This window comes from Streptococcus sp. SR4, assembly GCF_000517725.1.
Taxonomy (GTDB): Bacteria; Bacillota; Bacilli; order Lactobacillales; family Streptococcaceae; genus Streptococcus; species Streptococcus salivarius_F.
Genome location: NZ_AZYW01000068.1, coordinates 244,547 through 271,451 on the forward strand (window position 1 = coordinate 244,547; position 26,905 = coordinate 271,451).

General features: G+C 39.9%; 25 protein-coding genes and 1 pseudogene. 7 read left to right on the plus strand and 19 right to left on the minus strand.

Going from position 1 to position 26,905, the window contains the following annotated elements:
- Positions 1-64 precede the first annotated feature (64 nt).
- A complete protein-coding gene (dinB, locus tag HMPREF1519_RS08940) occupies positions 65-1,174 on the minus strand; it encodes a DNA polymerase IV (protein WP_014634976.1) in 1,110 nt (369 codons plus the stop codon).
- A gap of 267 nt (positions 1,175-1,441) precedes the next feature.
- Here dinB and pflB point away from each other — a divergent pair, with 267 nt between their 5' ends.
- From pflB to HMPREF1519_RS08955, 3 genes are all read left to right on the plus strand, one after another.
- Complete coding sequence (gene pflB, locus HMPREF1519_RS08945) at positions 1,442-3,754, plus strand: formate C-acetyltransferase (protein WP_022495898.1); 2,313 nt, start codon at positions 1,442-1,444, stop codon at positions 3,752-3,754.
- A gap of 262 nt (positions 3,755-4,016) precedes the next feature.
- On the plus strand, positions 4,017-4,799 hold the full coding sequence (locus HMPREF1519_RS08950) for a carbonic anhydrase (RefSeq protein WP_037611920.1): 783 nt from the start codon (positions 4,017-4,019) through the stop codon (positions 4,797-4,799).
- A gap of 85 nt (positions 4,800-4,884) precedes the next feature.
- Positions 4,885-5,337 (plus strand): GNAT family N-acetyltransferase, encoded by a 453-nt coding sequence (locus HMPREF1519_RS08955; protein WP_037611921.1) that lies wholly within the window; start codon positions 4,885-4,887, stop codon positions 5,335-5,337.
- A gap of 16 nt (positions 5,338-5,353) precedes the next feature.
- Here HMPREF1519_RS08955 and HMPREF1519_RS10605 read toward each other — a convergent pair whose 3' ends face one another.
- The 4 genes from HMPREF1519_RS10605 to HMPREF1519_RS08975 form a co-directional block, all read right to left on the minus strand.
- Positions 5,354-6,016, minus strand: a complete 663-nt coding sequence (locus tag HMPREF1519_RS10605; RefSeq protein ID WP_037611922.1) for a hypothetical protein — start codon at positions 6,014-6,016, stop codon at positions 5,354-5,356.
- 87 nt (positions 6,017-6,103) lie between these two features.
- Positions 6,104-6,616 (minus strand): hypothetical protein, encoded by a 513-nt coding sequence (locus HMPREF1519_RS10135; RefSeq protein WP_156024878.1) that lies wholly within the window; start codon positions 6,614-6,616, stop codon positions 6,104-6,106.
- Positions 6,617-6,710: 94 nt separating this feature from the next.
- The gene (locus tag HMPREF1519_RS08970) at positions 6,711-7,655 is read right to left on the minus strand and encodes a serine hydrolase domain-containing protein (protein ID WP_037611923.1); all 945 of its coding nucleotides are present in this window, start codon (positions 7,653-7,655) and stop codon (positions 6,711-6,713) included.
- Positions 7,655-8,410 (minus strand): CppA family protein, encoded by a 756-nt coding sequence (locus tag HMPREF1519_RS08975; protein ID WP_037611924.1) that lies wholly within the window; start codon positions 8,408-8,410, stop codon positions 7,655-7,657. The genes HMPREF1519_RS08970 and HMPREF1519_RS08975 overlap by 1 nt, the downstream gene beginning before the upstream one ends.
- Before the next feature lie 173 nt (positions 8,411-8,583).
- On the opposite strand from HMPREF1519_RS08975, the gene HMPREF1519_RS10430 reads away from it, so the two are divergent.
- On the plus strand, positions 8,584-9,255 hold the full coding sequence (locus tag HMPREF1519_RS10430; protein WP_081721234.1) for a CPBP family intramembrane glutamic endopeptidase: 672 nt from the start codon (positions 8,584-8,586) through the stop codon (positions 9,253-9,255).
- Between the two features lie 89 nt (positions 9,256-9,344).
- Here the strand turns inward: HMPREF1519_RS10430 and gla are convergent, their stop codons facing one another.
- Entirely contained in the window at positions 9,345-10,208 is an 864-nt protein-coding gene (gla, locus tag HMPREF1519_RS08985; protein ID WP_037611925.1) for an aquaglyceroporin Gla, read from the minus strand.
- 120 nt (positions 10,209-10,328) lie between these two features.
- On the opposite strand from gla, the gene HMPREF1519_RS08990 reads away from it, so the two are divergent.
- Entirely contained in the window at positions 10,329-12,596 is a 2,268-nt protein-coding gene (locus HMPREF1519_RS08990) for a Xaa-Pro dipeptidyl-peptidase (RefSeq protein ID WP_037611926.1), read from the plus strand.
- 199 nt (positions 12,597-12,795) lie between these two features.
- Here HMPREF1519_RS08990 and HMPREF1519_RS08995 read toward each other — a convergent pair whose 3' ends face one another.
- From HMPREF1519_RS08995 to HMPREF1519_RS10435, 3 genes and pseudogenes are all read right to left on the minus strand, one after another.
- Positions 12,796-13,092: a bacteriocin immunity protein gene (locus HMPREF1519_RS08995; protein ID WP_014634985.1), complete on the minus strand. Its 297-nt coding sequence runs from the start codon at positions 13,090-13,092 to the stop codon at positions 12,796-12,798.
- Between the two features lie 367 nt (positions 13,093-13,459).
- A complete protein-coding gene (locus HMPREF1519_RS09000) occupies positions 13,460-13,852 on the minus strand; it encodes a hypothetical protein (protein WP_003094909.1) in 393 nt (130 codons plus the stop codon).
- A 35-nt stretch (positions 13,853-13,887) separates the two neighbouring features.
- Positions 13,888-14,022 (minus strand): annotated as a pseudogene (locus HMPREF1519_RS10435) (Blp family class II bacteriocin); the annotation flags it as partial.
- Positions 14,023-14,275: 253 nt separating this feature from the next.
- On the opposite strand from HMPREF1519_RS10435, the gene HMPREF1519_RS09010 reads away from it, so the two are divergent.
- Together HMPREF1519_RS09010 and HMPREF1519_RS10715 are read left to right on the plus strand one after the other, a co-directional pair.
- Positions 14,276-15,016, plus strand: a complete 741-nt coding sequence (locus HMPREF1519_RS09010) for a response regulator transcription factor (RefSeq protein ID WP_014634987.1) — start codon at positions 14,276-14,278, stop codon at positions 15,014-15,016.
- A gap of 581 nt (positions 15,017-15,597) precedes the next feature.
- Positions 15,598-16,347 carry a sensor histidine kinase gene (locus tag HMPREF1519_RS10715; protein WP_014634988.1) on the plus strand — a complete coding sequence of 250 codons (750 nt, stop codon included), beginning with the start codon at positions 15,598-15,600 and terminating at the stop codon, positions 16,345-16,347.
- Positions 16,348-16,433: 86 nt separating this feature from the next.
- Here HMPREF1519_RS10715 and HMPREF1519_RS10785 read toward each other — a convergent pair whose 3' ends face one another.
- From HMPREF1519_RS10785 to HMPREF1519_RS09080, 10 genes are all read right to left on the minus strand, one after another.
- On the minus strand, positions 16,434-16,835 hold the full coding sequence (locus tag HMPREF1519_RS10785) for a hypothetical protein (RefSeq protein WP_014634989.1): 402 nt from the start codon (positions 16,833-16,835) through the stop codon (positions 16,434-16,436).
- Positions 16,836-17,809: 974 nt separating this feature from the next.
- Positions 17,810-18,040: a bacteriocin class II family protein gene (locus HMPREF1519_RS09035; RefSeq protein WP_037611928.1), complete on the minus strand. Its 231-nt coding sequence runs from the start codon at positions 18,038-18,040 to the stop codon at positions 17,810-17,812.
- Between the two features lie 160 nt (positions 18,041-18,200).
- Positions 18,201-19,946 (minus strand): ABC transporter ATP-binding protein, encoded by a 1,746-nt coding sequence (locus HMPREF1519_RS09040; protein ID WP_037611929.1) that lies wholly within the window; start codon positions 19,944-19,946, stop codon positions 18,201-18,203.
- A complete protein-coding gene (locus tag HMPREF1519_RS09045; protein ID WP_037611930.1) occupies positions 19,939-21,696 on the minus strand; it encodes an ABC transporter ATP-binding protein in 1,758 nt (585 codons plus the stop codon). Before HMPREF1519_RS09045 ends, HMPREF1519_RS09040 begins: the two co-directional genes overlap by 8 nt.
- A 63-nt stretch (positions 21,697-21,759) precedes the next feature.
- On the minus strand, positions 21,760-22,206 hold the full coding sequence (locus HMPREF1519_RS09050) for a hypothetical protein (RefSeq protein WP_037611931.1): 447 nt from the start codon (positions 22,204-22,206) through the stop codon (positions 21,760-21,762).
- Positions 22,207-22,308: 102 nt separating this feature from the next.
- Positions 22,309-22,836, minus strand: coding sequence for a VanZ family protein (locus tag HMPREF1519_RS09055; RefSeq protein ID WP_022495882.1), 528 nt, complete (start codon positions 22,834-22,836; stop codon positions 22,309-22,311).
- Position 22,837: 1 nt separating this feature from the next.
- Positions 22,838-23,947 (minus strand): 23S rRNA (adenine(2503)-C(2))-methyltransferase RlmN, encoded by a 1,110-nt coding sequence (gene rlmN / locus HMPREF1519_RS09060; protein ID WP_096832658.1) that lies wholly within the window; start codon positions 23,945-23,947, stop codon positions 22,838-22,840.
- A 63-nt stretch (positions 23,948-24,010) separates the two neighbouring features.
- Complete coding sequence (locus tag HMPREF1519_RS09065) at positions 24,011-24,733, minus strand: YutD family protein (RefSeq protein ID WP_037611933.1); 723 nt, start codon at positions 24,731-24,733, stop codon at positions 24,011-24,013.
- A gap of 54 nt (positions 24,734-24,787) precedes the next feature.
- Complete coding sequence (locus HMPREF1519_RS09070; RefSeq protein WP_022495881.1) at positions 24,788-26,143, minus strand: bifunctional metallophosphatase/5'-nucleotidase; 1,356 nt, start codon at positions 26,141-26,143, stop codon at positions 24,788-24,790.
- 273 nt (positions 26,144-26,416) lie between these two features.
- Complete coding sequence (locus HMPREF1519_RS09080) at positions 26,417-26,647, minus strand: Blp family class II bacteriocin (protein ID WP_002884558.1); 231 nt, start codon at positions 26,645-26,647, stop codon at positions 26,417-26,419.
- Positions 26,648-26,905: the final 258 nt, after the last annotated feature.

A 26,905-nucleotide genomic window follows, 5' to 3' on the forward strand; every position in this document is an offset into this window, starting at 1 on the left:
AGATAGCATAGGTCTGATGATTCTTCAAGGTCACTTTCCAAAAGAAAAAATCAAAACTCTACTATTATAATGACTCTAAATCATCTAGGTCCAATTGCCTGCCTTCTTGATCTTCCAGACCCGTCAGCGTCACACCGAGCAGGCGAACACCGCTGCTATTTTCCTCCAATTGATCAAAAATGGTATGGGCAATTCTTTCGATGGTGTCGAAATCCTGAGTCGATTTGTCCAAGGTCATACGCTTGGTTAAGGTCGAGAAATCCGAATAACGGACCTTGATGACAATAATTCGACCAACTTTTTTATTTTTCTGAGCACTTTCAGCTACCCGCCTAGCATTCTTAGTCAACTCAGCCTTGATGTCATCTTCATTATAAAGAAGCTTGCCGTAGGTTCGCTCACTTCCGATAGATTTACGGACGCGATTGGGCCTGACAGGACTATTGGAAATCCCTCTGGCCTTTCGAAAGAGATCAAATCCAAAACGTCCAAAACGATCAATCAGCGTCATCTCAGGAATCTTCAGAAGATCGGCACCGGTGTATATTTCCATATCATGAAGACGTTCAACTGACTTTTTACCTACCCCATGAAACTTTTCAATAGGGAGCTTTTCCAAAAATTCCTGAGCCTCCTCTGGAAGCACCACCGTCAAACCAGCAGGCTTTTGAAAATCAGAAGCTAGTTTGGCGATAAATTTATTGTAGGAAACGCCTGCTGAACAAGTCAGATGAAGTTCCTGCCAGATATCATACTGGATAAGTTTAGCTACCTTAACCGCCGATTTGATACCAAGTTTATTTATCGTCACATCAAGATAGGCTTCGTCGATAGACATAGGCTCTACCAAGTCGGTATAGCGTTTAAAAATCTCACGAATCTGCATCCCTACCTCTCGGTAATGACTATAATTTCCTGAGATAAAGACAGCATTAGGACAACGTTCATAGGCTTCCTTAGAAGACATGGCTGAATGGACACCATATTTTCTAGCCTCGTAATTACAGGTTGATACCACACCACGTCCCCCTGTTTTTCTAGGGTCGTGACCGATAATAACCGGTTTGTCCTTAAGACTGGGGTCATCCCTCATCTCGACCTGAGCAAAAAAGGCGTCCATGTCAATATGGATGATTTTCCGACTGGTATCATTTATTAGAGGAAACTCTAACATGGCTCCCTGCCTCCTTTCTCAGATTTATCTCATTGTAAAGCTTTTCACATAAAACTTTGGGACTACAAAGCATTCTCCCCTTATGATACCAAAATCTACCAAAAAACAGAAATTTATAATACAGATTTGTCGTTTTCAAAACTGTATTATAAAAGAATGTCTCTAAAAACACAGTTTTAAAGTTGTGTAAGCGGTTACTGTGTGATAGAATACTTCTAGAGAATGTAACAGATAATTTTGTTACTAGAATTATAGGAGATTCAAACTATGGCAACGGTTAAAACCAACACAGATGTTTTTGAAAAAGCGTGGGAAGGCTTTAAAGGAACTGACTGGAAAGAAAAAGCTAGCGTTTCACGTTTCGTTCAAGCAAACTACACACCTTATGATGGTGACGAAAGCTTCCTTGCAGGACCAACTGAACGCTCTCTAAAAATTAAAAAAATCGTAGATGAAACTAAAGCAGGCTATGAAGCTGAAGGACGCTTCCCAATGGATACTCGTCCAACTTCAATCGCTGACATTGACGCAGGATACATTTCAAAAGAAGATGAACTTATCTATGGTATCCAAAATGATGAGCTCTTTAAATTGAACTTCATGCCTAAAGGTGGTATCCGTATGGCGGAAACTGCTTTGAAAGAACACGGTTATGAACCAGACCCAGCTGTACACGAAATTTTCACAAAATACGTGACTACAGTTAACGATGGTATCTTCCGTGCTTACACTTCAAACATCCGTCGTGCACGTCACGCTCACACAGTTACTGGTCTTCCAGATGCTTACTCACGTGGACGTATCATCGGGGTTTACGCTCGTCTTGCCCTCTACGGTGCTGACTACTTGATGCAAGAAAAAGTTAACGACTGGAATGCTATCAAAGAAATCGACGAAGAAACTATCCGTCTTCGTGAAGAAGTTAACCTTCAATACCAAGCACTTCAAGACGTTGTTCGCCTTGGTGACCTTTACGGTGTAGATGTTCGTCGCCCAGCCTTCGATACTAAAGAAGCTATCCAATGGACAAACATCGCCTTCATGGCAGTATGTCGTGTGATCAACGGTGCCGCTACATCTCTTGGACGTGTGCCAATCGTTCTTGATATCTATGCAGAACGTGACCTTGCTCGTGGTACTTACACTGAATCAGAAATCCAAGAATTCGTTGATGATTTCGTTATGAAACTTCGTACAGTTAAGTTTGCTCGTACAAAAGCTTACGACCAATTGTACTCAGGTGACCCAACATTCATCACAACTTCTATGGCTGGTATGGGTGCTGACGGACGTCACCGTGTTACTAAGATGGACTACCGTTTCTTGAACACTCTTGACAATATCGGTAACTCTCCAGAACCAAACTTGACAGTTCTTTGGACTGACAAATTGCCTTACTCATTCCGTCGCTACTGTATGCACATGAGCCACAAACACTCTTCTATCCAATACGAAGGTGTAACTACTATGGCTAAAGACGGATACGGTGAAATGAGCTGTATCTCATGTTGTGTATCACCACTTGACCCAGAAAACGAAGAACAACGTCACAACATCCAATACTTCGGTGCTCGTGTTAACGTACTTAAAGCCCTTCTTACTGGTTTGAACGGTGGTTACGACGATGTTCATAAAGACTACAAAGTATTTGATATCGATCCAATCCGTGATGAAGTTCTTGACTTTGACACTGTTAAAGCTAACTTCGAAAAATCTCTTGACTGGTTGACTGACACTTACGTAGATGCCCTTAACATCATCCACTACATGACTGATAAGTACAACTATGAAGCTGTTCAAATGGCCTTCTTGCCAACTAAACAACGTGCTAACATGGGATTCGGTATCTGTGGTTTCGCAAATACTGTTGATACATTGTCAGCAATCAAATACGCTACAGTTAAACCAATCCGTGACGAAGATGGCTACATCTACGACTACGAAACAATCGGTGAATACCCACGTTGGGGTGAAGATGACCCACGTTCAAACGAATTGGCAGAATGGTTGATTGAAGCTTACACTACTCGTCTTCGTAGCCACAAACTCTACAAAGATGCAGAAGCTACAGTTTCACTTCTTACAATCACTTCTAACGTTGCTTACTCTAAACAAACTGGTAACTCTCCAGTTCACAAAGGGGTATACCTCAACGAAGATGGTTCAGTGAACTTGTCTAAATTGGAATTCTTCTCACCAGGTGCTAACCCATCTAACAAAGCTAAAGGTGGATGGTTGCAAAACTTGAACTCACTTGCAAGCCTTGACTTCGGTTATGCAGCTGACGGTATCTCACTTACTACTCAAGTATCGCCTCGTGCCCTTGGTAAGACTCACGACGAACAAGTTGACAACCTCGTAACTATCCTTGACGGATACTTCGAAAACGGTGGACAACACGTTAACTTGAACGTTATGGACTTGTCAGACGTTTACGAAAAGATTATGAGCGGTGAAGATGTTATCGTACGTATCTCTGGATACTGTGTAAACACTAAATACCTCACTCCAGAACAAAAAACTGAATTGACACAACGTGTCTTCCACGAAGTTCTTTCAATGGACGACGCTTTGGGATAAAATAACTAAAGAGCTCGCAATAGCGGGTTCTTTTATTTTTGCCAAAAACTAGTTTTCATTATATTTTTCTAAATCTGCTATCATTTACATTTGACTTTTCATCAGATTAGCTATAAAATTAGAGCGTTTCCGTTTGGTATCTCCAAACGCTTCCTTCTCAGAAGCACCTTAGAGAAACGATACTCAATGACTGTTAAACGGATGGTTTCTAATAACACGTAGACTATCATTGTTATAAGATTAAAGAGTATAAGGAGGACAAATGAATAAGAAAAGTTTTAAGCTAATTGGATTAGTGTTTCTCGTAGCAAGCACTGTCCTGCTCGTAGCCTGCCAGTCTGATACCAAGACCGAATCCTCAAAGCCCAAGGACGTTCAATGGGGGTATACTGGCTCTACTGGTCCAGACCATTGGGGTGACCTTTCTAAAGATTATGAACTCAGCAAAAATGGTAAAGAACAATCTCCGATCAATATCACCGGTGCTGAGGACGTTGATCTTCCAGAACTAAACCTTAATAATCAAGAATCAGAAGCTCAAGTTGAAAATAACGGGCATACGATTGAAGTCAGCTTTAAAAATCCAAAGAATACCCTAACGATTGGTGATGATGTCTATAAATTACAGCAGTTCCATTTTCACGCACCTAGTGAGAATGAAATTGATGGTCATACTTATCCTCTAGAGGGGCACTTCGTCTATAAGACAGATAATGGGAAAATCACAGTTGTCTCGGTTCTCTATAATTATGGCGATGAAAATCAAGCCTTAAAACAAATATGGGATAAAATGCCTCAGGCGGCCAATACAGAAACTGAGCTTCCTCAGGCTATCTCACTATATGATTTCTATCCTGAAGACAAGGACTACTACAACTTCGAAGGTTCCTTGACAACACCGCCATGTACTGAGGGTGTTAACTGGATTGTCTTCAAGAATCAAGAAACCGTTAGCAAGGAACAAGTGGAAAAATTCACCCAAACCCTTGGATTTGAAAATAACCGCCCTATCCAAGATACAAACGGTCGACAAATTAAAGAATAAAGCAAGATAAAAAGCTTGATGATAACTCCTCGCATCGGGCTTTTTTTCGTTGACAATTAGTTATAGACTTTGTTACACTTGCCCTATGATTATCAAACATACAAGAGATACACTCTCAGAAACTTACCTCGATGCCGTAGCCATCCGAAACACTGTTTTTGTTAAGGGGCAAGGTGTTCCTCGCTCCATCGAGATTGATGCGAATGAAGCCTACTGCATCCACTTTGTTCTATATGATGACAAAGGCAAGGCAGCAGCAACCGTACGCCTACTACCGAATAAAGACTTGACTCAGCTTACGCTCCAACGTATGGCGGTACTCGATGCCTACCAAGGTCAAGGTCTGGGGAGCATTCTCCTAAAAGAAGCTGAAGATTTTGCACAAGAACAAGGCTTCCAGACTATTTCTCTCCATGCTCAACTCGGTGCACTTAAGTTCTACCGCAACAATGGCTATCAAGAAGTCGGTAAGATCTTTGAAGAAGCTGGTATCCAACACATTACTGTTGAAAAATCCTTACTAAGTAAAAAAGCTTAAGCAGTTGACCTACTGCTTAAGCTTCTTCTTTTGTCGCAAATATAGGATAACCATGCTCGACAGCCAGAACTGTTACATTTTCTCTAGCTTTTAATCTCTTTGTGATTTTTTTCCAGCTACGATTTCCCATAATGATAACGATTATCGTTACCATATAAACTAAAAAAGCAGGATATCTAGCAAAGTCGGTAAATGTCAATTTTAGGGACTCCAGAATTTTCCTGAGTATAAAGGCGTAACCAATCACAATATGAGTGAGTCCACAAAAGTACCCTAAACCTATAAGCAAATACTCTATTTGAAGCTTCTTGGAACGCCTCTTGTAGAGCAACTTATAGTCTTGACCATACTTTTCAAACACAGGAAAATGAATGTCAAACCCTCTTCTCATACGAAGGACTCTTAAATCGGGTTGGGCACGATACCCAAGGCAATGAATCAGTTTGTATAGTAGCTCTCTTATCAAAATATAAAAAGAAATAATAAGGTTAGATAACAAGCTAATAAATACCAAAACTACAAAAGAGCCTACATCTCTATCCGTCGTCAAAAAAATGATCACCACTGTAAAACACATACCACAGACAAAGAGACTACTCCCGTTAAGCATGCAAAAGAGCAGACTCAGAAACCGAGGGACAAATCTACTTTGTTTAGGTGGCTTAAGCGACCGTTGCATTATGAACTCCTTCTTCATGATTCCAATCAAAACATGGTAATTTTTGATTAACTTGGTGAGCCCTTCGCATAAGCATCACTTTAGTCTTTATTTCTTTAGAAAAATAGGGTAAAAATACTCCTCTGAGATAACTTTTAAGTTAAAATAACGGACAAAGTGACTTTTCAGATGTATGAGCCATCTTACAGAAAAAATCAAAACACCACATAAGAGCAAGAAGATTATATAGCCAACTTTTCCTAAGGTGAAGCTATAACCGATTAGAATAACTAAGATGATTAAGAGATAGAGTCTACCAAGAGTCGCTAGGAAATAAAGAAATTGATGTCTAAGAGAGCGCTTATCATATAGTATTTTGTAGGCATTTGTCGTTTTTTCAAAAAATACTATATATGACGTTCTACCTCGGTAATCCTCTTCTCCAAAGGGGCGGGCATGGTAACCACAGAAATGAAAAAGTTTAAATATGATACCATTCCCCATCCTATAAAATGTCACAACCAAAAGTACAACAGCAATAACTTTTGGAATATTCACCTCTTGCCCGACCTGACCAACACCAAATAGATGCTCCAACCATACAAATGTAACATAAGACAAGACTATCAAACATATCTTCAAAAAGATAAACAATTGTGTCGCCCCGACACTAATCTCACCTTCTAGAGGATTAAAAGATGCCCCTCTTCTATTTTTATTTGTCAGAATGTACCAACTCCTCCTTCATGATTTCAATCAAAGCGTCTCTATCCTTAATCCATTGAGCTCTCTCATCCTTGTAGTAAGTGCGATTACTTAGGAAAATCGCCGCACGTTGAGCTGGGATGTTAATCAGAACAAAGGTACCTGTATAACCAGTATGAAGAATCCACTCTCCTTGAAGGTCCCAAGCGATACTACGTTCCTTATTAGATTGACTGATATTCTGCGTCATATTTTTAGCAAAATCATCCGTCAAATAATGGTTAACAAAAATCTCTAAGTCTTTTAAGGTTGAAAAGAGACCTGCCGACCCTGTGTGTTCTTTGAGAACTCGAGCCTTGGGATCATGAACAGTCCCTCCCGGAACCCCCTCAACAGTTGGAACAGCATGGTCAACTGGCCCAAACCCTGTTTCAAACATACCAAACGGTTGAAAAATCTCGGAGTCAAAGAGCTTATCCAGTGTTGTTCCAGAGACTTTTTCAAGCATCAAACCTAGTAGAATAAAATTAATATCTGTATACAAGAAAGGTTTATCAGCCTTAACTTTGATGGCATTAATAGCAGCAATCAAGCCAGCTTGGTCTAAGTCATCACGATTTGGAATAAAGGGATCAATGCCACTACTGTGAGAGAGAAGTTGACGAAGAGTTAACGTTTTATCCGCTATCGCAGGATAATAGGTAGATAGCTTCTCGTCTAAGTCCAATTTCCCCGCTTGTAAGTAGAATAGACAGAGAGTCCCAACTCCTACTACCTTGGAAACACTAGCTAGATCATAGGTCAGTCCTGGAACTACCGGATGATTTCCATCCTGAGTTCCCAGATAATGCTCCTGCCAATCTTGTCCGTCATAAAGTGCAAGGCTGGCACCTGGAAAGATGTCAGCCTTGATGTAGTCTGTAATTGTTGACAATGTTTGTTGAAAATTAGTCATTACTTTGTAAACCAAACCTCAATATTGCTCATGTCAGTGAGTGCGAGCAAGTTCCCTCTGCTGTCTAGGTAACTAGAGAACTGTTCTTTTTCAAGTTTATCATGCAAGGCAACCAAGTCATAGTCTTCTGCTACCTTAAACTCTAGAATTTCCAAATCCCAAGTCTGGTCTGGGCTCACTTGGAGGTCAGGACCTTCTGCTTTTTCAAAGTGGATAGACAAAGGCAATTCTTCGCCAAAAAGATTATCGTAGAAGAAAGCTGCTTGAGCTGTATCAACAACGTTCAAGGTCAAAGACTCAACCGTAAAATCTGACACTCCTTTGAAATCTTCTTTTTCTTCAACATCTGCGTATTCAACTGTCTTAAGAGTAGACAAGTCATCTTCAGCATGCATCAAAATAAGACCATTCTCAGGTGAGATTGTTTCAAAGGCATAGCCCTTTTCCCCTTGGAAAATAGACTTGGCTTGATGATCATCACGCGCCAAAAGGTACTCAATCTCAAGTGGATTTGAAACTTTAATGACCACTTTATTAATTTTCTTAGGACCTTCAACAGCGCGACAACGATAAGCTGGTGACTCCTCAATCACAAAAAGTGAGTTACGGTCTGCCCAATCTGTGAAGACCGCAAGGGCATTTTCCTCAGTCAAAAGCTTAAATCCTAATGTATTTTGGTAAAAATCAATATTTTCTTGTCTATTATTCACACGAAAGATTGGTGTGTGAAACTTAAAATTCCCTGATTGCGTCATGACAACCTCCATTCTTCTCTATTTTATCCGAAAAGAGCCTGTGTGACAAGGATTTTCCTAAGAAAAAACAGGATTGTAATTTTTTCACTTTATTTTACACAAATTATGAAAGTCATTACATTATCTTCACTTTTGAGCTAGCATTTCCCTCATTTTAGAGTATAATAGAGTCTATGAAAACTCTTGTCAATAATCTGGCATTTAGACATGCCTATCAGGGATTTTTTTTACTGCTGATGATAGCTATCCCAAACATTACCTTAGGTATGACAACCTTATATAACAATCAGACTGGGTTGACCTTCACTAGCCTTGAAAGCTGGGGGATTATCGCTGTCAACCTCATTATTTTTTATATTAGCTATCTTTGGGCTAAAAGCGAAAGATTGATTCACAGCTTTAGCTTAAATCGAAAGGATATTAAAGCCATTATCTGGGGCTTTGCCATTATCTTCTTGATGGGACTTATCGGAAGTAACCTCATGTTACTGACCCACACCAGTTACCATGCAGAACTTCAAAAGACCCTCACAACTATTCCTATCCTACCTGTAGCGATTGGTATGATGACTACAGCCTTCTTACAAGAACTGCTCTTTCGTAAGTGGATTTTCACTTGGTTGTCTCCTTATTCGACAGTTGCTGTTTTAGTGAGTACCGGTCTCTTTTGTCTCTTCCACATGCCTACCAATCTTGCCCATCTCCTCCTTTATATCGGAATGGGTTTGGCCCTCTCTATGGTCTACCAAAAAAGAGAGAACTTATCTACAAGTATCACACTTCATGTTTTGTGGAACCTTTACACCTTAGGTGCTACAATTCTGGTTATGACTACTCCTATGTAACTGAGAATGCTTTCTCAGTTTTTTTGTTACGTTCAAAATTTTAAGCATAAAAAAATCTGAAGCATTGGCTTCAGATTTTTTATTATTGATTAAAGATAGAGGGCTTTGAACAAGTATACTCCCAAAAGTCCTGCAAGGATTGGCGCCACAACTGGAACCCATGCATACCACCATTTAGAATCACCTTTGTGCTCACCAAGAACTGATGTTGGCAAGATGTGGTGAAGAAGACGTGGCATCAAGTCACGGGCTGGGTTAAGGGCTGGTCCTGTAGGTCCACCAAATGAAAGAACCAAGGCACAAACCAAGAAACCAACACCGATGTGAGCTGTTTCAAGAGCTCCGTGGAATTGTCCGTCAACCATTTCTTTAGTGTAACCAACAGCAAGAGCTTGTTGAGCAAGCTTGTGACCAAAGTAGTTATTCGTCAAAGCAAGGGCACCAAAGAAGAGAAGGAATGAACCAGCGAACTCGTTAACAAAACCGTTAAGGAGAGCACGGTTACGATTTTCTGGTGTGTCATCATGAGTGTCAACTGCTGAAATCGTTGAGAAGGTACCAAGAATATTGTTTGGATTCTCAGTTTGTACATAGTAAGGTTGGTGAACCCAAACCACGATAGCTTGACCTACAAAGGCACCAAGAAGTTGTGCAATAAGGTATCCAGGAACACCTACCCATGAGAACAAGCCAGATGCAGCAAGTCCAAGTGTGAAGGCAGGGTTGATGTGGTTACCAGAAACATCACCAAACATAAGGGCTGGCATCATAACACCAAAACCATAACCAAAGGCGATTACAATCCAACCAGATTTATTACCTTTTGTTCCCTTAAGCTCAACGTTGGCAACAGCACCATTACCAAGGGCTACAAGAAAAGCAGTCGCGATAAACTCAGTGAGGTATTTCAAGACCCATTCACTGCTGAGCGCTTCTTTTAGAAAATCATTCATTTGTCTCTTTATTTCCTTTCGATTTTACAATAATTTAGACATCTATCATTTTATCAAGTATAATGTCTGATGTAAAGATATTTCTGAAATGTTTACGTATTCTTTTTGAGGTTTTTAAATATGAAATTTAACCAGTTTAGTTACATCCCTGTTAGTCCTGAAATGGCTTGTCAGGAACTCCGTTCTTTGGGCTTTGAAGTCTCTCTAGATGCCAGTGTCAAAGCCAATTTTGAGGCTTTTGTTCGCAAGCACTTCCTTTTCTTCGAAGATACTGATTTGGCTTTGAAAAATTGGATTGCTGATACAGAGACTGATCTCCTAACCTTCTTCCAATCAGACCGTCCTTTGACTGCTGACGTCTTTGGTTTGGTAGCTCTTCAAATGCTAGGATTTGTCCCTAATGTAGACTTTACAGATAGTGTTGCTTTCCTAGAGGAAATGGCTTTCCCAATTACTTTTGATGGTAGCCTTAATAACCTCCATCAATTGCTAGCAACACGCACACAGTCTGGCAATACCTTAATTGATCAGTTAGTAGCTCAGGATTTAATCCCTGCAAGTAATAACTACGTCTTCTTTAATGGTAAGAGCTTGGCAACATTTGACACTAATCAGCTTCACCGTGAGGTGGTTTATGTCGAAACACCTGTAGATACCGATAAAGATGGGCAGTTAGACTTGGTCAAGGTGACTATCTTACGTCCTGATGTGGACTTCCCGGTTCCAGCCATGATGACCGCAAGCCCTTATCAACAAGGGACTAACGAGCCTGCTTCAGATAAGCTTACCCACAAGATGGAGGGAGATTTACTCGTCAAACCAGCAGGTGAAATCTCCCTTAGCCAACCAGAAATCAAGACACCAGAGGCAGACCTTACGCCTATCAATCCTGTCACGAAGGCTCAGGAGCGTTTTGCTCACACAGATACCTACACGCTTAACGATTACATGTTGGCTCGTGGTGTGGCTTCTATCTATGTGTCGGGTGTCGGTACCTTCAATTCTGAAGGCTTCATGACCTCTGGAGACTATCAGCAAGTTCTGGCCTATAAAGCTGTCATCGACTGGCTCAATGGTCGTGCACGCGCCTTTACTAGCCGTAGTAGACAGCATACCATCATTGCAGATTGGGCATCTGGTAAGGTGACTACTACCGGACTTTCATACTTAGGTACCATGTCCAACGCCCTTGCAACAACTGGTGTCGACGGTTTGGAGATGGTTATCGCTGAAGCGGGTATTTCTTCTTGGTACGACTACTATCGTGAAAATGGACTCCTCGTCAGTCCTGGAGGATACCCTGGTGAAGATCTCGACACCTTGACTGAATTTACCTATTCTCGTGCCCTATTAGCTGGAGAATACCTACGCCACCAAAAAGACTACCAAGCCTACCTCAAAGAACTAAGCACAGCCATTGATCGTAAGCATGGTGATTATAGCCAGTTCTGGCATGACCGTAACTATGTGCAGTTCGCAGACCGTGTTAAAGCTACTGTTGTCCTTACACATGGTAGCCAAGACTGGAATGTCAAACCAATTAACGTCTATCAAATGTTCAATGCTCTTCCTGACACTCTTGAAAAGCACCTCTTCTTCCACAATGGTGCCCACGTTTACATGAATGCTTGGCAGTCTATTGACTTCCGAGAAAGCATGAACGCCTTGATTTGTCAGAAACTCCTTGGTTTGGATAACGGCTACACACTGCCTACTCTTATCTGGCAAAACAACCAGTCTGAACAGACCTGGGAAGTTCTCGATAACTTTGGACACGACAATGGTAAAAACATTCAGCTTGGTGAGGCTGAAGCTAGCATCGCTAACCATTATGAAGAGGAAACCTTCGCCAAATACGGTAAGACTTACCAAAGCTTCAAGGATGACCTCTTTGCAGACAAAGCCAATGCCATTACCTTGGACTTTGAACTGGACCAAGATATCCAAATCAATGGTCGTGTCCACTTAGAGCTCAAGGTTAAGTCTAGCACAAACCGTGGTCTCATTTCGGCCCAAGTTCTAGAAATGGGTAACAAGAAGTATCTCGCACCTATTCCCGCACTCAAACGCATGAATCTAGATAACGGCCGTCTCTTCAAGGAAGAAGCCTTACGTGAATTGCCATTCAAGCAGGCAAAATACCGTGTCATTACCAAAGGACACCTTAACCTGCAAAATCGCAAGAACCTCCTTAGCATTGAGAATGTCACTCCAAATGAATGGATGACTATCGGTTTGGACTTGCAACCAACCATCTACAAACTCAATAAGGGTGACAAACTCCGACTTGTTCTCTATACCACAGACTTTGAACACACTATTCGTGACAATAGTGACTATGAATTAACTGTGGACCTAAGCCAAAGTCAGATGACATTACCTTATTAGCTTTTTATCACAAAAAATCCCATAGGATAATGACTCCCATGGGATTTTTTGATTGTGTGGAAACAAACAAGATTTCGGCTTCAATTTTTACGATTCATTTTAATATTATTTAAACAAATGATGTAGCCAAGACAATGGAATAATACAAATTCTCAATGGACAACTCAACCTTAAAACCAAGAAATCCTCCCTAATGACATCAATAGCCATAACGAATCGCTAGCAATTTTCGCAACTCTGCCATTCGCTCCTCGATACAGGGAGACAAGGTTAGCTGGTCTTTTCTGACCACTTCGGATATTTCCAGTGACATCCTGCTTAAGATATAGGGAGTGGCTGAACGAGAGTCTGCAAGTTCCGTTCGGTAGGAGTACAGGACCTGCTTCAAATCAGCATAATCTGGCTTATCTCCAATAGTTTCAATTACCTCATCGATGATAGCTACTGCTTGTTCTCGTCTCTCTTTGCCTCCTGCAAACCATTTAAGTCCTGTCATTAAGAAAACCTCCTTATTTCTTTCAACTAATTTTTCAATCACATCTTTAGTATAGCACACTGATAGTCATTTAAAAGCCAGCGTCCCAAAAAGTGGCTATATGTCCCGAGTAGTAAAAAAAAGACTGAATATCATTTTTGATTCAGTCCATGTCTTATTGAAAAAGCTTTAACTAATTCTTTCTATACTGCCTATAGACTCCAAATAAAAAGAAAAAGAATCCTATTGATGCTAACAAAAGTTGATAGATATTTCCTGATGACAATAGTACTTTGCTATATAAATATATCATCGCAATAGTCGAAAAAATGATTAGGTATTTCTTCATTTGTATCACCTAGCTTATACTCCTTATTTTGTCAATTACTTACTTCTCTATATTATGGTTGATATACTTGATGCCCCATAAAAATAGTACGAAACCCAATAATGAAAAAAAACCTACAAATATAGCGATAACTTTTTGATAATAGAAATCTGTTGTCAAAAAACGAAGGCAACTAAGTGTCAGTAACAAGAAACAAGCTAGGGAAGCTTTTAATTGATTTAACACAGTTGGTTCTTCTCTTCTTGTCATTATTTTTCGAATGAGCAATATATCAACCACAACCACTAAGAGGGCTGCTACGATGTAGACCAATTGGAATACGGATGATAAGTTATGAAGTAATTGACTAAAAAAAAGTACCAGTAAGGATATGCTAACTACTTGGGCAATGACAAATAGCACTATATCCCTTTTTGAAACTCTATGTGTCATTGTTGTTCTCCTTAACAGCCAAGTAAGGCTACTCCACCTCCAATAGTTGCACCTACGGCGACAGAGGCCCCACACATTCCCCATCGTTCCCAATTGACTCGTCCTCCTTCAACACTAGCAAGTGTTTCAAGGTCGAGGGTGTTAAAGTTTTCAATTGTTTGAGTTCCCATGGCAACTACCTCCTAAAATTTTTATCGTGTGATCTCTCAATCACATCTTCAGTATAGCATTCAAGTGTCTCTATCAGAGCTAGCGTCCCAAAAAGTGGCTATATGTCCCGAATGGTAAATTCATACTATAAATATCACATGATATTTTAATCTTCTTTTCATCTAATTGTATAACTAAGTCATATTATGATATAATATTACATATTTATGAGTATAAAAACAACAGCATACAAAAATTTGGAGGGAACTACAATTGGATATATATATCTTAGAGGACAATCTCATTCAACAAGGACGACTGGAGATGGTATTGTCTCAAGAGTTAAAAAAATACAATAAAGACTTATCTATTGTACACACCTTTGATAAGCCTCAGCAATTTATAGAAGCGATTGATTCAACAACTTCTAACCAGCTCTTTTTTCTTGATATCGAAATTAAGGGAGAAAAATTAAAAGGGCTCGATATTGCTAAAATCATTAGGGAAAAAAATCCCTACGCTACTATTATCTTTGTCACTACCCACTCAGAGTTTATGCCACTAGTTTTTGATTACCAAGTATCTGCCCTAGACTATATTGATAAAAGTCTCTCTGAAATAGAATTTAGGAAAAAGATAACCAGAGCTTTAGCTATAACTATGAAACCACTTGGAATAGAGAATGACGAGATTTTTGATTTTCAAACACAACATACAGCTATTCGCATACCTTTAAACCAAGTTATCTATATTGAAACTTCTCCGCAAAAGCATTATGTGATACTCCATGGTACAAACAATCAAATGACCTTTCGTGCAAATCTAAAGGACCTTGAAAAAGCTAGTCCTTCACTCGTATCTTGCCATCGTTCGTATCTCATTAACCCTAACAACATTATAAGAATCAACAAATTAAAACGTGAAGTCGAAATGACTGATGGTAGTATCTGTCCTTTTTCACGTACCAAAGCTAAAATGCTGATGGATACTTTTAAAAGAAGGAACCTTCAATGATTATTTTTTTATTTTTGCTTACTGTTGTCTCTGAATGTTTCAATATTTGCCTGTTTCTTTACTTAATAAACAAAAGAGTTTCAATTAGGCATTTTCTTATTATCTTATTTTGTCGCATAGCATATACCAAAATATGTAACAGTCTATCCTGGAAATTCTTATTCTACTTTAACGAAGAAATATTCTATCTTTTATTATCTTTTTTTATATCACGAAAGCCCTACTTACAATCAAAGCTTAAAATATTCAATGCTCTTTTCCCCACAACTCTTAATAATATCAGTTTTAGAGTAATCATTTTCTTTATATTTCCTTTGTTTGGAATCAGTGTTGAAACAATAAAAGTTAATTATCTTATAGCTGTCTCATCTTCTTTCCTAACTATTTTACTATCCTTTCTTTTAATAAAATTATTCAAGGAAAGCTTTGGAGTTATACAGAAAAGACGATTAGCCCCTCTCATATCAAAGAGTATCATTATTGCTGATATCATTATGATTGCTTATACATTTACCCAGCAATATCTCGTCTACCTCGAAAACACTACTCATACATCCACTCTGATAATCAGGAAGTTAATTGTGGTTATTTATCTAGTCTTGTTCTTTATCATGCTTATCTTCTTAGATAGAAATATCCGAGCAACAATACAAAGTCAGTTGGACTTTCAAAAAGATATTCAACTATCGCATCTTAAGAATTATAACAAACAGATTGAAAACCTCTATCAGTCGGTTCGAAGTTTTCGTCATGATTATGCCAATATTTTAACAACACTCAAACTTGGTATCGAACAAAATGATATGGCTATTGTGAAAGAAGTCTACGACTCAGTTCTAAAAGATTCCGATAAGCATTTAAAATCGAAAACATTTGATTTAACTCGCTTAATAAACATAGGAGATAACACTATTAAAAGCCTACTTGCATCTAAGTTCCTAGAGGCAGAAGAAAATAACATTGATGTCTCTCTAGATATTCCTGAAACTATCAAACTTGAGGGTATGGAGATGGTCGATTTTATTACTGTCATATCTATCTTTCTAGACAATGCGATGGAAGCATCGATTCAGTCTGACATACCAAAAATGCATATTGGCTACTTCAACCATGGTAATAAACAGCTCTTTATTGTCCAAAACTCGACCCGGGAAGAATTCATTTCGATTACCTCACTTTTTGAGAGAGGTGTCTCAAGTAAAGAAGGTAATCGAGGTATAGGTTTGGCCAACGTTAGGAATATCCTAGACAACTATCAAAATATTTCTTTAAAAACTGAAAGTATGACTTTTGCATTTACACAGGAACTTAATATATCGAAAAAAGCTTGACTAGTTTCAAGCTTTTTCTGTTGCTCCATCTTACTATTTATGAAAGTATCTTCTAGATTACCTACAGAATAATCAAGCAAAATCATTTATTGTTTAAAATAGTTTTTGACTTGCAAGTAAGATAGAAAATCACAGAGAATTAACAAAAGCATTAATACGGCTAGTACTATACGGTCTGTGATATCACTGAATGTAAGTAATGTGTAAAACTCTACACAAAGCACTAGAAATGAGATGACCAGAAAGACAATGAAGGACTGCCGTATTGTTAACGGATTCACTGAATCTGGACGCTTCTTAAGCATACGGCAGAGCAGACCATTTACCAAAATGACTACTAAAGCTAGCGCTCCGACTGCTAGCCAAATCTCTGGAGAGGTCTTGCTTTTGTAGAGAGAAATACTGGTACTTATAAGGAAAACTGCTAGTACAGCAGTGACGACCCTAAAAAATCGCAATACTCTCGAACTAATATTCTTTAACTTCATGATAAAACACTTAAGCTATGAATAACCTCAGTCAGCCTTGTAAACCGAATAAGCTATTACATTAAACTTTATTCCTTTCTGTATTTTTTTATACTGCTGTAAGATCTCAAGTAATCCCTTAGCGATTAAATTCTACTGGAGATGTAATACAATAGCGTCATTAGCACTGATATTTTAAATAAGCGAATATACATATCTTTGTTCTTTCTATTACAAAGATAAGCAATCAAATATAATACAATTTCCGCTATCATTAGCAAGAATAATTTTACTTCGGGAACATCAAAAATAAGCATTTGCAAGCACCTCACGTTCAAAGGAGCAAAAGGTTACTTTTTAAACTGTGCCCATTTTTTAAAAAGCAGACTATAAAGAAGCAAGGTTAGCCCAAACAAGTTAATGGTATGGTGGACTGCATCCAAACTTCTAAATAGATTAGCGAGGCCCATTCCTATGAGAATGGTGGCCAGTAAATACGGTTTTGAGTTTTTGAACATACTTTTCTCCTTAAAGTGTTTTTAGCTATCTGTTCACAAGCTATGAATTTTATTATAGATTGAAAGCTGACAAAAAAGTAGTGACATAAATGTCACTACTTGTCTGATTTTATATCCTTGATAATCGTACACATAAGAAAGAGAAAAAGACATAACCCAATAAGATTTAGGCATTGAAGTCCAAAACTCAGTTTTTCTCCCAAGTTATGTAAGGCAACAAGGATGAAGCCCATAGACATCATTAGAGACACTAGGCGTTTTTTAGTCATAAGTACAAATACCTCTTCTTTTATATCGAAATTTTCAACCACTATTCACAGACTAGCAATTGACAAGGTATCTCAATTAGGATTTCTTTTTAGCGGAATTGGTAGCTTTGCGTTTTTCAAGAAATGACATAATAGGCTTATCCAAAAAAGTCATCAAGGCCATGAAAACCATCCCTAAAATATAACTTTTCAAATCAAACATAATCCATCACCACCAGCATGTTGCTCCATAACCAACACCCCCTACGATAGCACCTCCAGCTGCTCCTGCGACAGCACCTTGCCAAGTACGTGTTTTGATACCTAATCGTAAACCATTACCAACTCCTGTAGCTACTCCTTGTTTAGCAAAACCTCCCCAGCTACATCCGCCACCTTCAACGTTTGCAAGTGTCTCGAGATCGAGTGTTTCAAAATTGTTCATTGTTTGTGTTGTCATTCTAACAACCTCCTAAAATATTATTTTTTAGCTTTTTTCTCTCAAGCTATGGTTTTATTATAGGGTCGAAAACAACAAAAAAGTAGTGACATAAATGTCACCACTCGATTTTGATTTTTAAGAAATCTTTTCGAATATAGAATCTATGGTCTAGACTAGCTTACTCTCCTTCCATTGCACCTGCTTGTAGGCTGTACATCTTGTGGTAGGTGCCCCCGAGGGCTAGGAGCTCCTCGTGGCTACCGTGTTCGATGATGCGGCCCTTGTCTAAGACATAGATGCAGTTGGCATCTTGGATTGTCGATAGGCGGTGGGCAATGGCAATAGTTGTGCGTCCTTGACGCATTTTTGCTAGAGAGTTTTGGACAATAGCCTCTGTCTCTGAATCAATATTGGCTGTCGCTTCATCCAGAATCAAAATCTTAGGCTGGCTAGCAACGGTCCTAGCAAAGGCTAGAAGTTGGCGTTGTCCGGTTGAAAAGCTAGACCCTCGTTCAGAAACTGGAGCATCATAGCCTTCTGGAAGTTTGTCGATAAAGTGATTGGCATCCACAAACTCAGCGGCTGCTTTAATTTCTTCATCGGTTAAATCCTGATACATGGCAATATTTGATTTGACTGTACCATGATAGAGAAAGGGTTCCTGAAGGACAAGACCAATGTTCTTACGCAGCTCTGCCTGACTATAATCGCGAATATCCACACCGTCAAGAAGAACTCGGCCTGATTGGAACTCATAGAAACGCATAAACACGTTAATAATAGAGGATTTTCCGGAACCTGTAGAACCGACAAAAGCGATGGTTTCTCCTTTATTGACAGAAAAGGAAATATTATCCAAAATCTGGTGCTTGCCATCATAGGAGAAGGAGACATTTTCAAAGCGAATATTCCCCTCGGTAACCTTAGCATCTGTGTCTCTCTGCTCAGGCTCATAGGTGCGCTCGTCAATCAAGGCAAAGACCCGACCGGCTGAGACCATAGAAGTTTGCAAGGTTGAGAAGTTCTGTGTCACTTCAATCAAGGGATCAAAAAGACGGTTAATGTACTGGATAAAGGCATACATGGTCCCCGCTGTGATACCCAGATAGATGCCACGATAGCCAAAATAAGCCATGAGAACAGCATAGCCCAGGAGCTTCAGTAAGCTCATGGCTGGGCGTAGAAAGAGAGAATCCAGTGACATGGAACGGCTAGCATAAATCAGATGTTCCTCATTAATAGCATCAAACTCTTTTTTGAGGCGTTTCTCTTGGTTAAAGGCCTGAATGATGCGAATTCCTTCGATACTCTCTGACAGTTTGGCATTTATATCTGAAAGCAAGGCTCTGGTCTTTTCAATGATAACCACTGATTTTTTGCGGTAAAGGTTAACCAAAAGGACAATCAGAGGAAGAAAGAGCACAATAAGCCCGGTTAGACGAATGTCCAACATCATCATAGTGTAAAGGGTAGTAACAAAGATAAAGATAGCCGAAATAAAGCTAGACAGAATCCCTGAGAACATCTCACTAATAGTCTCTGTATCATTGGTCAAGCGAGAAACGATAGATCCTGCTGGAGTTTTGTCAAAGTAAGACATCCCCAGTTTTTCCATATTAGCAAAGGCATCCCGGCGAATATCCCTGACAATACTGTAGGACACACGCGCAAAAAAGAGATTTCCCAAATACTGGACTAGCGTCTGCAAGAGATAAAGACCATAGTAAACAATCAGAATTAAGCTTGCTGCCTGATTCATATCATGAAGATAGTGGTCGATAAAATAAGAGGCCACAAGGGGAATAATACTCTTGATAACCGTTGTGGACAAGAGGAAGGCTAAAGCTAGAAAGGTCAAGAATTTGTAAGGCTTGAGATAGGTCAAGAGACGCTTAAACACAGACCATTGGTTTTGATTAGGCATCGGCTTCTCCTCCTTCCATTTCTAACTGTTGAGACTCATAGGTCTTGGCATACCAACCACCCTGAGCTAGCAAATCCTCATGACGGCCACGTTCAATGATACGACCATCCTGCATGACTAAGATAAGGTCAGCATGCACCACCGCACTCAAACGATGGGCGGTAATGATAGTCGTCTTGTCCTTACGGGTATGTTTGAGATTGTCAATAATAGCATGTTCTGTCTTGGCGTCCACTGCCGATAGAGAGTCGTCCAAAATCAAAATATCTGGATCCAAAATCATGGCCCGACTCATGGCCAGACGTTGTTTTTGACCGCCTGATAGGCTGACACCCTTTTCACCAATGATTGTTTCAAAGCCTTCAGGCATGTCCTTGATGTCATCATAAACTTGAGCCAACTTAGTCGCTTCTTCTACCTTGTCAAAGGAGAGATCAGGATTACCAAAGCGGACATTGTCTAAAATGGAACTGGCAAAGAGAAACTGGTCTTGAGGAACGTAACCCATCAAGCTACGCAAGTCTGATAGGCGATAGTCTCGGATGTCATGACCATTCAAATAGATGGCTCCTTGATTAACATCGTGCTCCCGCAAGAGCAACTTGACAAGGGCGGTCTTTCCTGAACCAGTCTGCCCAACCAAGCCAAGGGTTTGCCCCTTGTCCAAGGTGAAATGAACATCTCTCAAAGTATCCTCATCCTCAAAGGCAAAGCGGTCAATCGCATATTCTAGGCGACCATTTTCAATACTTGGGAGAGGGTGCGCAGGATCTTGAACATCTGATTCCTGCTCCAGAAGATTTTCAATACGTTGGTAGGATACATTTCCCCTCTGTGTGATATTAAAGAGGAAGCCAATGGCCATCAGAGGCCAAACCAGCATGTCCAAATAGGTAATGAAGGTTACCAAATTTCCGACCGTTATCTGACCAGCCTGAATCATAAAGGCACCGACAAGAAGGGTCAAAACATAGGATGAGCCAACAAAGAGTAAGACCAAAGGATCAAAAAGGCTATCATACTTCATGGTATGCATATTCTTTTTGAAGGTCATCTTATTAGTCTCTTGGAAAGATTGGAGCTCTGCTTCCTGATAGCCAAAAGACTTGGTTACCTTGATACCCGACACCGACTCTTGAACCTTATTATTAAGTTCGGAAAAGGCTGCCTGGGATTCTCCAAAAGCTTTATGGGTCTTGCGGCCCAAACGACTGGTCGCAAAAGCCATGAAGGGTAGAGGTAAGACAGCCACCAGTGTCATCTGCCAGGAAATGCTGAAGAACATGGTGATTAGGGTTACCAAGGCTGTGATAGAGGCATCCACGGCTGACATGACACCCCCACCAGCCAAGCGGGTTAAAGAGTTGATATCATTGGTTGCATGGGCCATGAGATCCCCAGTTCGGTACTTTTGATAAAAAGAAGGCGACATCTTGGTAAAATGCTCAAAAAGGCGTGAACGCATAATCTGGCCTAAGCGATAAGAAGTCGCCAAGATATACATGCGCCAAACATAGCGCAAATAGTACATCCCCAGAGCTGCCAAAAGCAAATAAACGAGATTCAAAAGCAAGATTTGATTGGTCAATTTTCCCGATGTGATAGCATCAATGACCCGCCCCATAACCATAGGAGGAATTAGATTGAGAACCGAAACCAGACTCAGTGCCAAAATCCCAACAATATACCGGCGTTTTTCTAACTTGAAAAACCACCAAAGTTTTGCAATGATTGATTCTTTAAAAGACAAGTTACTCCTCCTATCCTTACAAATGGTTAATAATAGACCTCGTATAAATCTCTTATGTTAAGGTTACTTCCAATAGCGATAGATTGTGCCATCTTCTAACTGAAAGTGACCAATATAAGATAACTTCCCAAAATCAGTAGACTCTGGCAATTGATAAGCAAAGGAATCAAAATTATATACCTTGTTCCCACCATCCATAGAGTAGCTATCCTTATCATGGATAACGGATTCATCTTTCTTAGGGCTCCAAATGCGTCTGATTTCATCAGATGTCTTATACTCTCTGACAAAATTGTACAATTCAAAATTAGTAGCCTCACTGAGATAGCGACCATCGGTGTTGTAGTTGGCTAATTGAGGCTCTCTCTTAGGCTCAGAATAATTCCAAACCTGTCCTCTTTCTCGCATGATATCGGCATCACGGCCACTTTGATAAGTATCTGCCTTAACCATCGTCATTGTTGCTCCTAACGTTAATACGGTGACTACTGTCATCATTAAGTGTTTCATTATTTCTCCAAACGTGTTTATTCATTTTTCCCTCTTTTGAATATGTTGTATTTGTATGATAGAAAATAAGTGAAACCTGAGACGCGTAAGCTCCCAGGTTTTTTACTCTTTAAAATGCGTTTGAATCAGTTTTACAAGAAGGTGGTAGACACCCAGTGCCACCAAACCACCCAAAGTATTGGTCCATAAATCATCTAACTCAAAGACACGATTAGCATCAATGAGAAGGTCTAGAATAACTTGTCCAACCTCAATCGTCAAAGACATGACAAAGGTCGCTAAAAGGACCTTTTTCCAAGACCTGAATCTGGGGTACAAGGCTAAAAGCCCTAAAATCAGCGGACTAAGCAAGAAAATATTGGTCACATTTTGCCCAAGGACAAAGACAATCTCTTTAAGACTATCTAGCTGATAAAAGTTGGTCAAACTATTGAATGGGGTTAATAGGACCACGACACGACCAAAATGTTGAATACCAGGGGTTTCAACACCTTCAACTAGCCCGTACTGGGGTGTCCAACATAGGAGCACTAAACAAAGGAGATAAGCACAGACCAAAACTCGGCTTAGCTTTCTTCCTTTTGGTGTCAGTTCTCCATCCTTATCTACCCAAGTCTTAAGCCGAAACATCTTACTTACCTTCTGATTTACCAGAAGCTTCTGCCACTGCCTTTTGACGGTCGCGTTTCATAGTGTTTGAACGCAATTGTCCACAAGCAGCATCGATATCTGTACCGTGCTCTTGACGAACCACGCAGTTAACCCCATTTTTCTTGAGCACATCGTAGAAGGCAGCCACACGTTCTTTCGTTGAACGGCTATATTGGTCGTGCTCTGATACTGGGTTATATGGAATCAAGTTGATGTATGACAACTTACGGATTTTCTTAGTCAAATCAGCCAACTCTTGTGCATTTTCAGGATGGTCATTGACCTCATTAAGCATGATATACTCAAAAGTTACACGACGGTTGGTTGTCTGGATGTAATACTCGATAGCTTCAAAGAGTTTTTCAAGTGGGAACGAGCGGTTGATACGCATGATGCTTGAACGAAGGTCATTGTTAGGCGCGTGAAGTGATACGGCAAGGTTAACTTGAACTCCTTCGTTAGCAAATTCCTTGATTTTTGGTGCCAAACCAGATGTTGACACGGTAATGTGACGCGCTCCAATGGCAAGACCATTATCATTGTTAATGGTACGCAAGAAGCGAAGCACATTGTCATAGTTATCAAATGGCTCACCGATACCCATAACAACCACGTGGCTGACACGTTCACCGTCACCACGATCGTCAAAGTATTTTTGTACCAACATGATTTGCGCTACAATCTCACCAGCAGTCAAGTCACGTTGTTTCTTAATCAAACCACTGGCACAGAAAGTACAACCAATGTTACATCCAACCTGAGTTGTCACACAGACAGACAAACCATAGTGTTGACGCATCAAAACCGTCTCAATCAACATACCATCTGGCAATTCAAAAAGATATTTAACGGTACCATCTTTAGATTCTTGAACGATACGTTGTTTCAATGGGTTCACACAGAAATTCTCATTCAATTTAGCAATGAAATCCTTAGAAATGTTGGTCATTTCTTCGAAAGATTGCACACGCTTCTTGTAGAGCCAGTCCCAAATTTGAGTAGCACGGAATTTCTTTTCACCGTGTTCCATAGCCCAATCAATCAACTCATCACGAGTAAGACCATAAATAGAAGGTTTGTAGCCTTCCATATCCTCTAACTTCTGACGTTTACGGCGTTCTGGTTTTGCTTGTGTTGTTACTTCTGACATAGTTTAATTTCCTTTTTTTCTGATTGTGAAATGCTGACCATCTGACTTGGTCTGGCTTTGTTTCTTCGATAGGGTGTTTTGACCTTTAGATTTTGGAGCTTGCTTCTGACTCTTCTTGAGGTTAGGCTTACGCTCACGACCACCATCCTCAGATCTAGATTTGAACTTAGGACGACGCTTGATTTTCTCAAAGCTTGGACCCTCTTGATCCCTATCTCTTCGTTTGGACTTGTCTGGCTTTTGCTTCGCAGAAGCTTTTTGCCCCTTATTCTTTTGAGAAGCATTGCGCTCTCTAGATTCCTGAGAAGCATTACGACGATTATTAGAACGACGGCGCTTGCGACGAGGCTCCGTCTCCTCTTCAAAGACGATTAACTGCGGCTCTTCATTTTTCAAAATAAAGTAGGCACAGCCAAAGGCACAGTATTCACGCAAATACTCAGACAATCGGCTAATGCGGTCTGTCTTACGCGTATTAGGTCGCTCGTCCTCGTAAAATCCCTTAAGGCGAAGCTGATCATTAGACCAGTCCCCAACGATATAATCATACTTGAGCATGATTTCAGAAAAACGTTGCCCAAAACGGGTAGCGTCTAAAGCATCCTTGTGATTTTCAAGAACTGTAAACTGACAGGCATCTGATTTCAGAAGGTCAGCCACATACACAAAGTCTGGCCCTGGATATTTATTATAATTAAACATTTCTGGCAAGATTTCTTTACGCATGTGCCATCCTTTCTGATTTCTCTTATTTTCTATCCTGATGCTGTAATAATGTCTCTATATCTTATCCCAATTGGCACCATTTTTCCCTAAATACTTGGCCACAAGTTCCCTTAACAAATCTGGAAAAAGAAGAGTAACTTCCTTTTCCTTAATTGTAGGAAAGTAAGAAGCAAAGTAGTACTGGTCCACAAGGACCAAACTAAACTTCTCATTGGTATCTACAACCCTTCCATTATACAACAAATTACCGTTTTTGTAAGCAAAATTCCCTGTGATTACTTCACCAAATGTCTTCCCTCTAAATCCCATACCTTTAATAGCCTGATTTTTAAGGAGTTCAGCCTTAGTAAAAACTTCCTGACAGATTTCTTTGAGCTCTTGGCCTGTCACGACTAGACGAGCCATCCGCATCTGATGAGGAAGGGCTTCTTGCAGGTCTGCCATGGTTACTTGAGGACCCAAAGTCTTCATGATGAGTCCAGTATTTAAAAGCGTTAATTGGCTATGAGTCTCCTGACAAACAGCCTGTAAAACCAATTGACAGGTCTTATCAAAATCTAGTTCTCGACCTAGATTAGCTACTTTTTTCTGAGCTAAACGACGATGGCCTTCCTCACGCATGGCCTTGATAAAGGCTTCGTCCTCCTTGTCTAAATCCAAGATGTAGGACTTGGTGGGGATAGCCTCAATCTGACATTCTATCAATTGCCCATTTTCCACAGTAAGGTCAATACAGCCAAGATAATAGCCATATCTGTCAGCAGCTGCCAAATAGGTTTCATTAACTAATTTGCCCTCTTCAAAAAGGTGATGCGTGTGGCTCCCAATGACAAGGTTTACCTGCGGATAAGTCTCTGCAATCTGCTCATCATAACGTACACCCAGATGGCTGAGAACGACGACTATGTCTGCATCCCTTACCTCAGGGCGAGCCAAATCCTCTTCCAACCGAACCATAGGCTCTAACACCTGCCAACCGTTGGGAGCATAGGTAATGTAATATGGGAAGGTGTAGGCCAAGAAAGCAATGTTTGTACCTGCTTTAGTTTTGTGGATAAGATAGGGCTTAGCCCATTCAGGCTGGCTCCCCTCATCCTTGAGATTTCCTATAATTGGCTGAAACTTGGCCTGCTCATAAAGACAGTTTAGCTCATCCTTGGCCAGACCAATCCCCTCATTATTTCCAATAGTCGCATAGTCTATCCCCAACTCATTCATCAGGGCTACATTAAAACGCCCGGCTGTCGCATCAGATAAGGGATGGGACTTATCCACATTGTCCCCAAGATCTACCTTAATCAGCTCTCTATCTGTCTGACTCAAATCATCCACAGCTCGCTTGAGTTGTGGATACTGTTCAAAATGAGAGTGTAAATCATTAATATGAAGAATTCGAATCGTGTCTTTCATGACTCCTATTGTAGCACTTTTGCTATAAAAAAACTTGACAATCATTTTGCCAAGTTTTTACATGCTATTTTTCAAACAGGAACGTATTCCTAGTTAACTTTCTTTTTAACATATTCTTCTGCGAGATGATAGACGTCATCTGCTAGGGATATACTGACATAGATGCACACAATTGAGAAAATTTCTCCTCTAAAGTGTTGCCAAGCAAAGAATATAAGCCCATAAATTAGGAGAGCAAGTACTATTTGGCCAAAAAATTGACTCAGTAATCGCCTAATAACGACAAATAAGTCCATAAGTAATCCCATCTTTAATACCATAACCAATACCCTTTAAGGCTGCACCTTGCCAAGTACCTGTTTGAATACCACCTTTAATGGCTCCTCCAACAGCCCCGACGCCTACGGCAGCTGTAGCTCCCCAAAAACTACATGCTCCACCCTTAACAGTAGAAAGATCTTCGGAATTAAGTGAGTTAAAATTGTTAATGATTTGTGTTGTCATTAAAACAACCTCCTTTAAAATATTTTTTAGCCTTTTCTCAAAAGCTATGATTGTATTATAGATAGAAAGCCAACAAAAAAGTAGTGACATAAATGTCACTACCTGATTTTGAGAGTTGACTCAACTAATAACCTCAAACTTACACATTATTTTACTTTAAACGGAAAGCTTCTTAAAAATGTCTGTGATAAAACTATTTAAAATCTGTCATAGTTTCAGTTCTTAAGACAGCCAATTATTTTGCGAGTGTAGTGAGCA